The sequence below is a fragment of the Leptobacterium flavescens genome (assembly GCF_010671605.1).
Classification (GTDB): domain Bacteria; phylum Bacteroidota; class Bacteroidia; order Flavobacteriales; family Flavobacteriaceae; genus Leptobacterium; species Leptobacterium flavescens.
In genome coordinates, this window is the sequence record NZ_JAABOO010000001.1 from 192,152 (window position 1) to 206,373 (window position 14,222).

Annotated in this window: 14 protein-coding genes; 9 read left to right on the top strand and 5 right to left on the bottom strand. The window is 41.3% G+C overall.

Translation table 11 applies throughout. The features are described from left to right. Positions 1 to 16 precede the first annotated feature (16 nt). From GWK08_RS00885 to GWK08_RS00905, 5 genes are all read left to right on the top strand, one after another. Positions 17 to 1,174: an ABC transporter substrate-binding protein gene (locus tag GWK08_RS00885; protein ID WP_163605023.1), complete on the top strand. Its 1,158-nt coding sequence runs from the start codon at positions 17 to 19 to the stop codon at positions 1,172 to 1,174. Further along, the gene (locus GWK08_RS00890) at positions 1,171 to 2,202 is read left to right on the top strand and encodes a FecCD family ABC transporter permease (protein ID WP_163605024.1); all 1,032 of its coding nucleotides are present in this window, start codon (positions 1,171 to 1,173) and stop codon (positions 2,200 to 2,202) included. The genes GWK08_RS00885 and GWK08_RS00890 overlap by 4 nt, the downstream gene beginning before the upstream one ends. A gap of 34 nt (positions 2,203 to 2,236) precedes the next feature. Then, positions 2,237 to 3,031, top strand: a complete 795-nt coding sequence (locus GWK08_RS00895; RefSeq protein WP_163606274.1) for an ABC transporter ATP-binding protein — start codon at positions 2,237 to 2,239, stop codon at positions 3,029 to 3,031. A gap of 62 nt (positions 3,032 to 3,093) precedes the next feature. Next, positions 3,094 to 4,416: a DNA recombination protein RmuC gene (locus GWK08_RS00900; protein ID WP_163605025.1), complete on the top strand. Its 1,323-nt coding sequence runs from the start codon at positions 3,094 to 3,096 to the stop codon at positions 4,414 to 4,416. Positions 4,417 to 4,462: 46 nt separating this feature from the next. Then, positions 4,463 to 5,014 carry an acyl-CoA thioesterase gene (locus tag GWK08_RS00905; protein ID WP_163605026.1) on the top strand — a complete coding sequence of 184 codons (552 nt, stop codon included), beginning with the start codon at positions 4,463 to 4,465 and terminating at the stop codon, positions 5,012 to 5,014. Positions 5,015 to 5,119: 105 nt separating this feature from the next. On the opposite strand, the gene carB is transcribed toward GWK08_RS00905, so the two are convergent. Continuing rightward, entirely contained in the window at positions 5,120 to 7,972 is a 2,853-nt protein-coding gene (gene carB / locus GWK08_RS00910; RefSeq protein WP_163605027.1) for a carbamoyl-phosphate synthase large subunit, read from the bottom strand. A 105-nt stretch (positions 7,973 to 8,077) separates the two neighbouring features. After that, positions 8,078 to 8,236 carry a 50S ribosomal protein L34 gene (rpmH, locus tag GWK08_RS00915; RefSeq protein WP_088342410.1) on the bottom strand — a complete coding sequence of 53 codons (159 nt, stop codon included), beginning with the start codon at positions 8,234 to 8,236 and terminating at the stop codon, positions 8,078 to 8,080. A 173-nt stretch (positions 8,237 to 8,409) separates the two neighbouring features. On the opposite strand from rpmH, the gene GWK08_RS00920 reads away from it, so the two are divergent. From GWK08_RS00920 to GWK08_RS00930, 3 genes are read left to right on the top strand one after another with little or no spacing between them, the layout of a single operon-like run. Next, positions 8,410 to 9,294: a DUF6263 family protein gene (locus GWK08_RS00920; RefSeq protein ID WP_163605028.1), complete on the top strand. Its 885-nt coding sequence runs from the start codon at positions 8,410 to 8,412 to the stop codon at positions 9,292 to 9,294. Positions 9,295 to 9,299: 5 nt separating this feature from the next. Beyond that, on the top strand, positions 9,300 to 9,815 hold the full coding sequence (locus GWK08_RS00925) for a DUF2892 domain-containing protein (RefSeq protein ID WP_163605029.1): 516 nt from the start codon (positions 9,300 to 9,302) through the stop codon (positions 9,813 to 9,815). 11 nt (positions 9,816 to 9,826) lie between these two features. Continuing rightward, positions 9,827 to 10,636, top strand: coding sequence for a hypothetical protein (locus GWK08_RS00930; protein ID WP_163605030.1), 810 nt, complete (start codon positions 9,827 to 9,829; stop codon positions 10,634 to 10,636). A 16-nt stretch (positions 10,637 to 10,652) separates the two neighbouring features. On the opposite strand, the gene GWK08_RS00935 is transcribed toward GWK08_RS00930, so the two are convergent. Then, entirely contained in the window at positions 10,653 to 11,594 is a 942-nt protein-coding gene (locus GWK08_RS00935) for a lytic transglycosylase domain-containing protein (protein ID WP_163605031.1), read from the bottom strand. A gap of 40 nt (positions 11,595 to 11,634) precedes the next feature. Further along, positions 11,635 to 12,297 carry an alpha/beta hydrolase gene (locus GWK08_RS00940; protein ID WP_163605032.1) on the bottom strand — a complete coding sequence of 221 codons (663 nt, stop codon included), beginning with the start codon at positions 12,295 to 12,297 and terminating at the stop codon, positions 11,635 to 11,637. A gap of 221 nt (positions 12,298 to 12,518) precedes the next feature. Between GWK08_RS00940 and GWK08_RS00945 the strand changes: the two genes are divergently transcribed. Beyond that, positions 12,519 to 12,812, top strand: coding sequence for a GNAT family N-acetyltransferase (locus GWK08_RS00945; RefSeq protein ID WP_163605033.1), 294 nt, complete (start codon positions 12,519 to 12,521; stop codon positions 12,810 to 12,812). 51 nt (positions 12,813 to 12,863) lie between these two features. On the opposite strand, the gene mtaB is transcribed toward GWK08_RS00945, so the two are convergent. Then, the gene (gene mtaB / locus GWK08_RS00950; protein ID WP_163605034.1) at positions 12,864 to 14,198 is read right to left on the bottom strand and encodes a tRNA (N(6)-L-threonylcarbamoyladenosine(37)-C(2))-methylthiotransferase MtaB; all 1,335 of its coding nucleotides are present in this window, start codon (positions 14,196 to 14,198) and stop codon (positions 12,864 to 12,866) included. Positions 14,199 to 14,222 lie beyond the last annotated feature (24 nt).

The window sequence follows — 14,222 nt, forward strand, 5'->3', positions numbered from 1 at the left end:
CATTCGCAGTATATCAATGAGAGCATTCCTGACCATTATTCCTGTCTTCTTTCTTCTTTTTTCATGTAAGACCGAAAAAAAAGAAGATACGGAAAGCCTGTTACCTTCTACTGAAACAGAAGTTATTGCAGTAGAATACGCCAAAGGGTTTACTATAGAGAAATACGCTCATATGACGGTAATCGAAGTAAAGTCTCCCTGGCCGAACAGTAACAGAAGTTTTAAATATGCACTTGTGGAGCGGGATAAACTTGCAGCTATGACACTTCCAAAGGATGCTTATGATGCTATTGTTCCCATTCCGGTTGAGAAACTGGTAGTTACTTCAACCACTCATATCCCTTCTCTGGAAGCCCTGGGTATTGAAGATAAACTTGTAGGTTTTCCATCAACCAAATACATCTCATCCGAAAAAACGCGTCAGAATGTGTATAGTGGAAAAGTAAAGGAGATCGGAAGCAATGAATCTATCAATACGGAGGTTCTGATCGATCTTCAACCGGATCTGGTCGTTGGTTTTTCCATCAACGATCAGAACAAAACCTATGAAACTATCCAGAAATCAGGCATTCCGGTGCTTTACAACGGCGATTGGGTTGAGGAGACCCCTTTAGGTAAAGCCGAATGGATCAAGTTCTTTGCTCCTTTCTTTAAGCTGGAGGATAAAGCAGACAGTATTTTTAATAATATAGAATCCGAATACCAGAAGGCCAGGGAGCTGGCCAAAATGGCAACCAGCAAACCAACAGTAATCAGCGGGGCCATGTATAGGGATATCTGGTATATTCCTGCCGGGGATAGCTGGGCTGCCTCCTTTCTTGCAGATGCCAATTGTGATTATCTCTGGAAGGATACCAGCGGAACGGGAAGCCTGTCATTAAGTATAGAAAGTGTATTGGAAAAAGGAGAAGGTGCCGAATACTGGATTGCACCGAACAGCTTTAATTCCTACGATCAGCTTAGAGAAACCAATGAGCACTATACGCGTTTTGAAGCATTTAAAAATAAAAAGGTATACACTTTCAGTCTTACTACAGGAGATACGGGAGGCATTCTGTATTATGAATTAGGTCCCAACAGACCTGATATTATCCTGAAAGACCTGATCAGTATCCTGCATCCGGGCATTCTTCCGGATTACCAGCCATATTTCTTTAAGCCGCTTAATCCTTGAGATCGACATTAACATACAGGTATTGGTTTTTGTTCCTGACAATTATACTGGTTGTGGTTGCTTTTATCAATATCAGCCTGGGTTCGGTATCCATTCCCGTAAAAGCCGTTTTTAACGCACTTACCGGAGGAGAAGTCGAAAAAGAGACCTGGCGATATATTATTACCGACTACCGTGTTCCCAAAGCTATAACAGCCATTCTGGTTGGAGGAGGCCTGTCTTTGAGTGGTTTGCTTATGCAGACACTTTTCAGGAACCCGCTGGCCGGGCCTTTTGTACTGGGGATCAGCTCCGGTGCCGGTCTGGGAGTAGCTTTACTTATTTTGGGATCCTCGCTTTTCGGAACCTGGTTTTCATTTACCCTCACCGGGAGTTTCTCTCTGGCGGCCGCAGCCAGTATCGGGAGTTTTGTAGTTCTGATGGCAGCTATGCTGGTGGCAGGCCGGGTACGGGATACCATGGCTATCCTGATCATCGGGCTTATGTTCGGAAGTATTACCACTGCTGTGGTAAACGTCCTTTCGCATTTTAGTGATTCGGAACGCCTTCAACAATATATTTTCTGGTCGCTGGGAAGCCTGGGGAACCTCAGCTGGGTACAATTGGGAGTATTTTCAATTATCATCATCGCAGGCCTTCTTTTAAGTATTTTTTCCCTGAAAGCCTTAAATACTTTGCTATTGGGAGAGAACTATGCCAAAAGCCTTGGGTTGAATATCAGAAGGTCACGTTATATGATCATTATTGCTACCAGTCTGCTGGCCGGAAGTGTTACAGCTTTTGCCGGCCCTATAGCGTTTATCGGGCTTGCGGTTCCGCATCTTACCAGGCAGATATTCAATACGCCGAATCATAAGGTATTGGTTCCCGCTGTTCTGTTGTATGGAGCTATTCTGATGCTGGTATGTGATACTATTGCACAGTTACCTAACAGCCAATTTACCCTGCCTATAAATGCTATTACCTCCCTGGTAGGAGCTCCGGTAGTTATCTGGTTGCTGATAAGGAAAAGAAAAATGATATTTTAGATATATAAATCGTTCAGTTTTTAATTTTATACCGATCGAAAAAGAAAAGGGACATAGCGTTTTAAAAGTAGAAGGACTTTCTATAGGGTACAAAAGCCGGAAAAGCAGCTCGGAAATAGCAGCTGATATTCACTTTTCCCTGGAAGAAGGAGAACTGGTTTCTGTTGTGGGAGCTAACGGAGTGGGAAAATCTACGCTTTTACGAACCCTGGCCAGGGTGCAGCCAAAACTAGGCGGTAGTATAGATCTGAAAGGAAGAGGCCTGGAAAATTACAAGCCCACAGAGCTGGCTTCGCAATTAAGCCTGGTACTTACCGAACAGATCCCTTCCAAAAATTTAACGGTCACCGAAGTGGTTGCCCTTGGAAGGCAGCCTTATACCAACTGGATAGGTTCTCTGACCGGGAATGATAAAGAAAAAATTAAAAATGCCCTGAGTCTGGTCAATATCGAAGCGATCAAAAATAAAAAGTGCTTTGAGCTCAGTGACGGTCAGTTGCAAAAGACCATGATCGCAAGAGCCCTGGCCCAGGATACGGCTCTTATTATCCTGGATGAACCCACAACCCACCTCGATATCTATCACAAAGCTTATATCCTTAAGCTCCTAAAAGAAATTGCACATAAAACTCAAAAGACCATTCTCTATTCTTCTCACGAAATAGACCTGGCCATACAGTTATGTGATAAAATGCTGGTCATGACCGAAGACAAGATCAGCTTTGGAAAACCTGCAACTCTTATTGAAAGCGGGAGTTTCTCAGAGTTATTCCCCACAGATCTGATCAACTTCGATAAAGCTTCCGGAACTTTTAAAGTTAATAAGTAAGCACTTTTTGGGTAGAAAAAATAATTACAATCTTCTATCTTTACATCAAATCAAAATATCTAATGTCCGAATCTGTTTTACTAATTATTGTCGCTTTTATTTCCATAGGCCTGGGAGTTTTACTGGGGATTTATATTCAGCGTTTAAAAACCGGATCCAGTCAGAGCATGTTACAGGAAAGGGAATCTCAACTGAGGTCTTCTGTAAATAACCTGGAGACTAAAGTGAATGAGGAGTTACGGGAGAAGGAAGAGATCAGAAAGGAGAAGGATTTTTTAAACCTGGAGCTCGCCAGAAGGAATACCGAATTCGAGAACCTGATGGCCAAGAACAGGGAGCAAAAGGAAGAAGTAGAGCAACTCCAGGAAAAATTTACCAAGGATTTTCAGATCCTGGCCAATAAGATCCTGGAAGAGAAATCGGCTAAGTTCACGGAACAGAATAAGGAAAATATCAAGACGATCCTGAATCCCCTTCAGGAAAAAATACAATTGTTTGAAAAGAAGGTCGAGGAAACTCACAAGGAGAGTATAGATTATCATGCAGCTCTGAGGCAGCAGATCCTGGGTTTAAAGGACCTTAATGAACAAATGAGCAAAGAGGCCATCAACCTTACCAAAGCCCTGAAAGGCGACAGCAAGATGCAGGGTAACTGGGGAGAATTGGTGCTGGAGCGGGTATTGGAGAAGAGTGGACTTGAAAGGGACAGGGAGTACACTGTACAACAGAGTTTTACAAGAGACGATGGCAGCAGGGTCCTTCCCGATGTGATTATTAATCTGCCTGACGGGAAGAAAATGATCGTCGATTCTAAGGTATCCCTTACCGCCTATGAGCGATACGCCAATACCGAAGGTAATGAGAAACAGGAATATCTCAAGGAACATATTTCCTCCATTAAACGCCATATAGAGCAGCTTTCCGAAAAGAAATACGAAGACCTCTACGAAATGGAAAGTCCGGATTTTGTATTGATGTTCATTCCGATAGAGCCTGCATTTGCCGTGGCACTGGACCAGGAAAATGCACTCTATTCCAGGGCTTTTGAGAAAAATATCGTGATCGTTACCCCCACTACCCTTTTAGCCACATTAAGGACGATAGATTCTATGTGGAATAACGAGAAACAACAGCGAAATGCTATAGAAATTGCCCGACAAGCAGGAGCGCTTTATGATAAATTCCATAATCTTATGGTCGATCTTACGGCTGTAGGGAAAGATATGGACAGAGCAAAAGGCAATTACGCCGCAGCGATGAACAAATTGTTCGAAGGAAGAGGAAACCTGATCACTTCGGTGGAAAAACTTAAAAAAATGGGAGCTAAAGCCAAGAAAGCGCTTCCGGAACAGTATTTAAAGAAGGCCAACGAAAACGACGATTAAAGGTTCCCTGTCTTTTTACGACTAGTTTAGCAAATACCTCAAAAAGATGAAACCTAATTTCAGTCATAAGACGGTTGAAGCATCTCAGGTTACTATTTCCGAGCTGATGCTTCCTTCACATTCCAATTTTAGCGGGAAGATCCATGGGGGTTATATCCTCTCCCTTCTGGATCAGATTGCTTTTGCCTGTGCTTCCAAACATTCGGGAGCCTATTGCGTTACTGCTTCGGTAGATACGGTAGATTTCCTTAATCCTATAGAGATCGGGGAACTGGTCACTATGAAAGCCTCCGTTAATTACGTGGGTAGAAGTTCTATGGTGGTAGGAATTCGCGTAGAATCAGAAAATATACAGAGCGGATACGTTAAGCATTGTAATTCCTCCTATTTTACCATGGTCGCTAAAAATGAAGATGGCAAGACCACTCAGGTACCCGGACTTATCCTCAAAAATGAAAAAGAAGTTCACCGCTTCCTGAAAGCCATAAAACGGATGGAATCTAAAAAAGAGCGCAAGCAAAGTAACACCAGGCTTGATCTAAGCTCGGAAGAATCCCTTAACAAATTATCTGATTATAATATTAAGATTGATTTTTAAAACGATAAAAAATCAATTTGAAGTGTTTTAGGTGTCAGTTCGAGCGCAGTCGAGAACTTTACAGGCCTTTTTTTAAGGCATCTCGACTGCGCTCGATGTGACTTTTTATTTACTCAAATACATCTTCCTTCTGGAGTAAAGATTGTAAAAATCGTCATCTTTAAGGCTGTCAATAAAGAGGATACTCTCTCCGGTACTCTTCATTTCAGGTCCGAGCTTTTTGTTTACTCTCGGGAATTTATTAAAAGAGAATACCGGTTGTTTGATGGCATAACCTTCCAGTTCAGGCTTAAAGTCAAAATCGGTAACTTTTTTATCGCCCAGCATCACCTTGGTAGCGTAATTCACATAAGGCTCTTTATATGCTTTGGCAATAAAAGGTACCGTTCTCGAAGCCCTCGGATTTGCTTCAATGATATAAACAACATCATCTTTTATAGCAAACTGTATATTAATAAGTCCCACCGTATTCAATGCCAGGGCAATCTTTTTGGTGTGATCTTTTATCTGTTGCATTACAAACTCTCCGATGTTGAACGGTGGTAGGGTTGCATTTGAATCTCCGGAATGTATTCCACAGGGCTCTATATGCTCCATGATCCCGATAATATAAACGTTCTCCCCGTCGCAGATCGCATCAGCTTCCGCTTCGATCGCTCCGTCAAGGTAGTGATCCAGCAGGAGTTTGTTATTCGGTATCTTACGAAGCAGGTCTACCACATGCTCTTCCAGTTCGTTTTTATTGATCACGATCTTCATTCCCTGTCCTCCCAATACATATGAAGGTCTTACCAGGATCGGGAAATCAAGTTCATCTGCAAGTGCCAGGGCTTCGTCTGCCGTTTCAGCCACTCCGAATTCCGGATAAGGAATATCATTTGCTTTCAGCAGGGTTGAGAAATTCCCCCTGTCTTCTGCCAGGTCCAGAGAATCAAAGCTGGTACCGATAATGTTGATCCCGTATTTATTAAGTTTCTCCGCCAGCTTAAGAGCTGTTTGCCCTCCTAGCTGTACAATAACCCCTTCGGGTTTTTCATGGCGGATGATATCGTAAATATGCTCCCAGAAAACAGGTTCGAAATACAGCTTGTCTGCAGTATCAAAATCGGTGGAAACCGTTTCAGGGTTACAATTGATCATGATGGTTTCATATCCGCATTCGGCAGCCGCCAGAACTCCGTGAACACAGCAGTAATCGAATTCTATCCCCTGTCCTATCCTGTTAGGTCCGGAACCGAGAACTACAATTTTCTTTTTATCGCTTACCTCACTTTCGTTATGTACATATCTTTTTCCGTCTGTGGTTTCGATATCAGCTTCGAAAGTCGAATAGTAGTAAGGTGTCATCGCTTTAAACTCAGCGGCACAGGTATCTACCAGTTTGTACACCCTGTTTACCCCGACTTCTTCTCTTTTCTTATACACTTCGCTTTCCCAGCATCCCAGCATATGGGCGATCTGTCTGTCGGCAAAACCTTTTTGCTTGGCTTCCAGTAAAAGATCTTTCGGAAGGGATTCTATGGTGTAAGTATTTATTTCTTTTTCCAGATAGTGCAGTTCTTCGTATTGTTTCAGGAACCACATATCTATTTTGGTGATCTCGTGTATCCTGCTAAGCGGGATCCCCATTTGAATGGCATCGTAGATCACAAACACCCTGTCCCAACTGGCATAGGTTAATTTATCAATGATCTGATCGTAGTCCTTATATCCTTTTCCGTCTGCTCCGAGTCCGTTTCTCTTTATTTCAAGTGATTGGGTGGCTTTATGCAGGGCTTCCTGGAAAGAACGCCCTATCCCCATTACTTCTCCAACAGATTTCATCTGAAGTCCAAGTACCCTTTCAGATCCTTCAAACTTATCGAAATTCCATCTCGGGATCTTAACGATCACATAATCCAGGGTAGGCTCAAATAAAGCTGAAGTAGATTTGGTGATCTGGTTATCCAACTCATCCAGGGTATAACCGATAGCTAGTTTGGTTGCTATCTTGGCGATCGGATATCCGGTTGCTTTAGATGCCAGTGCGGAAGATCTGGAAACCCTCGGGTTGATCTCGATCGCAATAATATCTTCTTTTTCGTCCGGGCTCACTGCAAACTGTACGTTACATCCTCCGGCAAAATCCCCGATACTTCTCATCATTTTAATGGCCATATCCCTCATTCTCTGATAGGTCGTATCAGAAAGTGTCATTGCAGGTGCCACAGTGATGGAATCACCGGTATGTATCCCCATGGGATCCATATTTTCTATACTACAGATAATAACAACATTATCGTTATTATCCCTTAATAATTCCAATTCGTATTCCTTCCATCCTAACAGGGCTTTATCGATAAGCACCTCGTGAATGGGTGAAGCTTCCAGGCCGCGGGTCAGTAATTCATCAAACTGATCCTCCGTGTGAACAAAAGAAGCTCCTGTTCCTCCCAGGGTAAAGGAAGGTCGAATAACTAGGGGAAATCCGAATTCCTGCGCAACTTCTTTTCCTTTAAGGAAGGAAGTAGCAATTCTTGCAGGTGCCACAGGAATATCGATAGTCTTTAATAGTTCCTTAAACTTTTCCCTGTCTTCTGTTATTTCGATCGCGTCTATATCTACTCCTATGATCTCTACTCCGAAATCTTCCCAGATCCCTTTCTCTCCTGCCTCAATACAGAGGTTAAGAGCCGTTTGCCCTCCCATGGTTGGCAAAACTGCATCTATTTCGGGGTGTTCCTTTAAGATCTCAATAATAGATTTAGTGGTAAGCGGTTTGAGGTAAACATGATCGGCCATAGATGGGTCGGTCATGATCGTTGCCGGATTACTGTTAATAAGAATCGTTTTTATTCCATCTTCTCTCAGGGAACGTAAAGATTGAGAACCGGAATAATCAAATTCACATGCCTGACCAATGATGATAGGGCCAGAACCAATAATTAAAACGGAATTGAGATCTTTTCTTTTTGGCATTTTTCTGTGTGTCTGTAAATTATAAAAATTAGGAACTTAAAAAGTATAAAAAAAAGGTGTTACTAAAAAAAGTAACACCTTTATATTATAAAAATCTATTGATCATTATTTCTTATGTCTTGGCTCAGAGGAAACACTTAATTTCTTTCTTCCTTTTGCTCTCCTGCGAGCAAGCACTTTTCTTCCGTTTGCAGAAGCCATTCTTTCTCTGAAACCGTGTTTATTTCTTCTCTTTCTCTTTGAGGGCTGAAATGTTCTTTTCATTTTAAAATATCTTAAATCTTCTTAAAAATTTCTTATCCGAATTATGTGTCGAGATTCCTTCACTAAAAGTGCGGCGCAAATATACAAAGAGTTTTTACTTTGACAAACCTAATTTAAAAAATATTTACATTAGTTTTTCTTACCTTTGCACTCCGAAATACATCCCTATTTTTATGAACATTCAGAAAATATACTTTTTTCTGTTGGCAGGTCTTCTTTTTTTACAAGGAAATGCCCAGGTTTCTCTTTGCTATAAGCTAAAGAAGAACGATGTTTTTAAAGTACAGCAACACTCCATGCAAGTAATTACCCAGGAGATCCTCGGCAATAAGCAAGAGGTTACCAATAATATAGTAGGGACCATGAATTTTACCGTAAAGGAAGTCCTGGATGATAGTTATGAAATAGAGATGGTTTTTCTGGATCTTAAACTCTCTATGCGATCGAGTGAATTAGGTGAAATGGTTAAAATAGATGCCACCGCCTCTAATGAAGATCCGCAGGCAAAAGTATTTAACGGGTTGATCAATTATCCCATTACCATAAAAATGAAAACGAACGGGGACATCCTTTCTGTAGAGAACAGTGATTCCCTGATCGAAAATATGCTGACATCTGCAGATATCAAGGACGAATTTATCCGGGAGCTTATGAAAACTTCCCTGGAAAAAGAATACGGTTCCAAAGCCTTGTCTGAAAGTTATAAGCAAATGACGTTTTTCTACCCGGACAAGGAAGTCAAGGTAAACGACCGGTGGGAGAACACCTATACAGGTCAGCTTTCAGCCAATAGTACATGGAAACTGCATTCGGTAGATTCTATCGAAGCCGTGATCACCGGAAAAGCCAAAGTAAAAATGAACCTGGAGGAACCGGATGTAAGTATGGTGCTTGAAGGGACACAGGAGACCAAACTCATTACAAATCTTAAAAACGGATTCCTGAAGGAAATGGTGGTAGAAGCCTTTGCTAAAGGGAGTTCAAAAATATCACAGATCGGGGATAAAGATATTCCCACTACAATTAAATCGAAAATCACGTACAATTTGATCAAATAATTTTTATGTTCAACAAGAATTTTAAATTAATCATTGCTGCTATTATTATAGGGCTTGCCGTATGGCAATTTATTGAGGGAAGTATTGGCAATGGTATCTTTCTTATCTTAATTTCTTTGGTATTCGTATTCCTTTACTTTAGAAATGAATTTATTTTACTCGCTTTCCTGAGAATGAGAAAGCAGGACTTTGAAGGGGTACAAAAATGGCTCAATAAGATCAAGAATCCCGAAACGGCTTTAATTACCAAGCAGCAGGGATACTACAACTATATGCACGGGATCATCTATTCCCAAACCAATCTGACCCAGGCTGAAAAATATTTCAGAAAAGCGCTTAAACTCGGCCTCACCATGGATTACGACGTTGCAATGGCAAAGCTTAGTCTTGCCGGGATTGCGATGCAGAAAAGACGCAAAAGAGAGGCCACTACTCTTCTTAACGAAGCAAAAAAACTGGATAAACAGAATATGCTGACCGATCAGATAAAAATGATGCAGCAGCAAATGAAGCGTATCTAAGACTCAACCTCATGAGTTCGGGCAGCTATAATTTTGATGCGGAAAAAATTGCCGGGTATCTCCGGCGATTTGTTGAAAACCTGCCCAAAGTTTATAGCTGGACAGCAGACCTTCAGGGATTAAATCGCCTTGAAGTACTTTCCTATGAGGAGATCTACGAGCTCAATCAATTAAGTCTTTATGAAAAAGAGGTGAAGCTTAAATTTATCCTGCGCGATAAGCTACAGGAGAATTTTGAGTATAATCCTTCTCTTTTCAATGCACTCTGCATGTGGATCATCAGGGATTGGGGAGGAATAAAAGGTGCTAAAGAAGAAAGCACGATCCCATCGCTTATAAAGTTTATCAACAGTGAAAAGCCTGCTTATGACCGCCTGCCCAGTTTATCTAAAGCAGGAATGTTCATGTTTCCCGAGAAGAATATTATTTACGACAGCAGGGTGATCTATTCTTTAAATTGGGTATTGCTCTCACAGGAGGCAGGTTCTCATTTTTTCCCCATCCCCGGTGGAAGGAATTCCAAAATGAATGCCTTTGATATGAATGTACTGATCCGGCTTTTTAATGCGGAAAAGTACAAGCCTGAAAAACGATCCCAGCTCAAAAACCGGAATTATATTTCCGAAATAGATAAGTCGCTTTACGTCGATGAGAAGGATGCTTACTTTGAAGCGATCTCTCTGATCAAAAAAGTTAACCAGTTGTTATGGGATGACGAAAGAAGTGAGTTTCCGTTCTACACAGAAATGATCCTGTTTTCTGCCGCAGATGTCGAGATCTTTCACGATATCACCAGCAAACTAAAAGTCCGTATTTCCTGAAAACCGGTAAGCGGTCTTATTGCCCCAGCTGATAATATCCCTTTTCCGGGATCTCAATCTTGTATTTCTTACGGGACTTATTGTTAAGGAAAGCTTCCCTTAACCAGGGGTTATGGATCTTTAATATTTTATAATTGATCTCGAACTTCTGTGCAAAATCCGCAAAATTCGTCACTGCCGTATCTACTTCCACCTCGAAGGTAGGAATAGCCGAATAGTAGTGATCTTTTTCCAGGTAAAAACCGTATTTCTCCGGATTGGAAAGGATCTCTTTCATAGCCAGGATCCTGAACACATATCGTCCGGTTTCCTCTCCCAGTAAAAGATCGTAATAATTGGTTGCTTGTTGTCTTTGCTGCTGATTGATCACTCCTCCCCTTCCGGCATTATAGGCTGCTGCGGCTAATGTCCAGCTTCCGAATTTTTCTTTTGCCTTCTTGAGATATCTGCAGGCAACCTCAGTAGATTTTTTTATGTGATAGCGCTCATCAACATTGGTATTGACCTCCAGGCCGTATTCACGGGCTGTTGTTTTCAGTATCTGCCAGTAACCGGTTGCTCTTGCCGGAGAAACTACATTCTGAAGTCCGCTTTCCGCCACAGCCAGATATTTAAAATCGTCCGGTATTCCGTGTTCTTTAAGGATAGGCTCAATAATCGGGAAGTATTTTTTTGATCTCTTCATGAGAAGCAACGCATTGGACTGCCAATAGGTATTTACCAAAAGCTCTTTATCGATACGTTCTCTTATGTCCGGGTTATCAATAGGCACCTCTTCTCCCGCAAAGTTCATTTGTTCCGGAATATCCAGTGCATACACACTGTATTTACCTTCTGCATCCTGCTTTTCTTCTACTACTTTCTTTTCCTGAAGCTCATCGGTCTGTACAGCATTTATGAGTATTGAGGCAATAAACAAAACGCCTAACAGCATCAAACCATTTTTAACAAATCTCATACTTCTTTTCGTTTTAAGGTTAATTAAGATAACGACTCCTCTAAGATAAAATTATTTTTGGAAGATTTTCGTTAAACCACTTGTATTTATTGATGATCATGATATGCGTCCCTTCTTTCAGGCCAACGTAGTCATCAATATACACACTTGGAAACACGGCATCTTTCTCTCCGTGGATATGGACAATGTTCTCCGGAGGGCTGCTTTGTTTCCAGTTCACGATCTGATCTATCGACCAATCTATATAATATTTATTCCTCACCGACAGGTATTTCTCGTAAAGGGATAATCTTTTTGTTACCGTCTCTCCAAACGCGTATTTTGCAAGGAGCTCTACGTTGTTCACCAGGCCGGTAGGTAATAATTTATGCACTTTGGTGTATTTGGCGAATATCATTCTCTTGGGGAGTTCCTTATTGGATTTCACACTGGAGATAATGATAAGTTTTCGCACTTCAATATGCTTTGCCATCTCCTGTACCAGTATTCCCCCAAAGGAAACACCAATTAGTACCGGCGACGGATGTTTTATACGTGCGGTCATCCTTTTTGCATAATTCTGAATAGATTCTGCCTTTTCCGGGATGATCCATTCCAGGAGGTGTATTTCATAGCTTTCTTCGGGGAGACTGATATTCTCAAAAATGGAAGGATTTGCGGCCATTCCGGGCATAAAATACACATGAATTTTCTCTTTACCCATAGATAGTTTATTACTTGTAAAAGAGGATGTTATCAATATTTTTTGTACCTTTGCGCAGACAAAAATAAGGATTTCTTCCCCAATTCATTAAAACTTCAGAGCAACTGTAGGCAATCAGGGACCATCGGTAGGTTTCCAGCCCGAGTTGTGCCGAAGAAGCAAAAAGAGCAAAACAAACAGTTATCAATTGTTTAATTGTGAGCGAAATAAATAATAGAGTAATGAACGACTTAAAAATTCAGAACAACAGTTTCTTAAGACAATTTGAAACTCAAGTGGATGGACAACTAGCTAAAGTGGAGTATTCATCTCAGGAAAGGAAAATTTTCTTAACAAAATTAGTTATTCCGGAAGGAGTTACCGACGCAAATTTCACGGAAGATTTTATCAAAGCTGTCTTAAAGGATATTGAAGAGCAAAACCTAAGGGTAGTGCCTACAAGTCCGCAGATAGCAGGTTTCCTCAGAAAACACAAAGAGTACAAAGAATTACTTCCTGTTGGAATCAGAATCTAAAAAAAAAGCCCTGGCAATGATGTCAGGGCTTTTTTATTTTATTTATGCTATTTAGGCTATTGCTTTCTCTTCTATAAAATCAAAACGCACCAGTCCGTCTTCATCTATCTTCGTCAGCTCTACCTGATGTAAAGTATTGACCAATTCCGGATTCCATGGAGCCTTTACCTTTACGTAGTTTTCGGTAAAGCCGTGAATATAACCTTCCTTGTTCTCTCCTTCAAAAAGTACGGTCCTTCTGGTACCGATCTGGCTTTCGTAAAAAGCTCTTCTCTTTTTTGCAGAAAGACCTCTGAGCATTTTACTTCTCTTGGCCCTGACATTTTTAGGTACTACCTCCTCCATTTCTGCAGCCAGCGTATTATCGCGCTCCGAATAAGTAAATACATGAAGGTATGAGATATCCAGTTCGTTCAGGAAATTATAGGTATCCAGGAAATACTCATCGGTTTCACCCGGGAAACCAACGATAACATCCACTCCAATGCAGGCATGAGGCATTACTTCCTTAATTCTGTTCACCCTGTCTGTATAAAGTTCACGCAAATACCTTCTGCGCATTAATTTCAATATCGTATTGTTTCCACTCTGAAGCGGAATATGAAAGTGAGGAACAAAGGTCCTGCTATCGGCAACAAAATCAATTGTTTCATTCTTCAACAGGTTGGGTTCGATAGAGGAGATCCTCAAACGTTCGATCCCTTCAACCTTATCGAGAGCCTGAACCAGTTCAAAAAAGGTGTGTTCGTGTTTCTTATTTCCGAACTCCCCTTTTCCGTAATCGCCAATATTCACACCCGTAAGAACAATCTCCCTGATCCCCTTCTCACTGATCTCTTTGGCATTCTTTAAAACATTTTCCAGGGTATCACTTCTGGAAATTCCCCTTGCCAGTGGGATTGTACAATAGGTACACTTATAATCACATCCGTCCTGCACCTTAAGGAACGCCCGTGTTCTGTCGCCGATCGAATAACTACCCACATAAAAATCTGCTTCGGAGATCTCGCAGGAATGCACTTCTCCAAAGTCATTTTTGGAAAGGTCATTCAGGTAATCGGTGATCTTGAATTTTTCGGTTGCTCCCAGAACCAGGTCAACTCCGTCAACGGCAGCCAGTTCTTCGGGTTTTAGCTGAGCGTAACACCCTACCGCAGCAACAAAGGCTTTTTCATTGGCCTTCTGTGCCTGTTTCACTATAGTTTTAAAACGCTTATCTGCATTATCGGTTACCGAGCAGGTATTAATTACATAGATATCTGCCTCCTCGCTAAAATCCACTCTGTCAAAGCCTTCATCCTTAAAACTTCTGGCAATGGTAGAAGTTTCTGAGAAATTCAGCTTGCATCCCAATGTATAAAAAGCAACTTTTTTCCTGTCTGCCATAATTATTGTTAAAGCGTTCTTCTA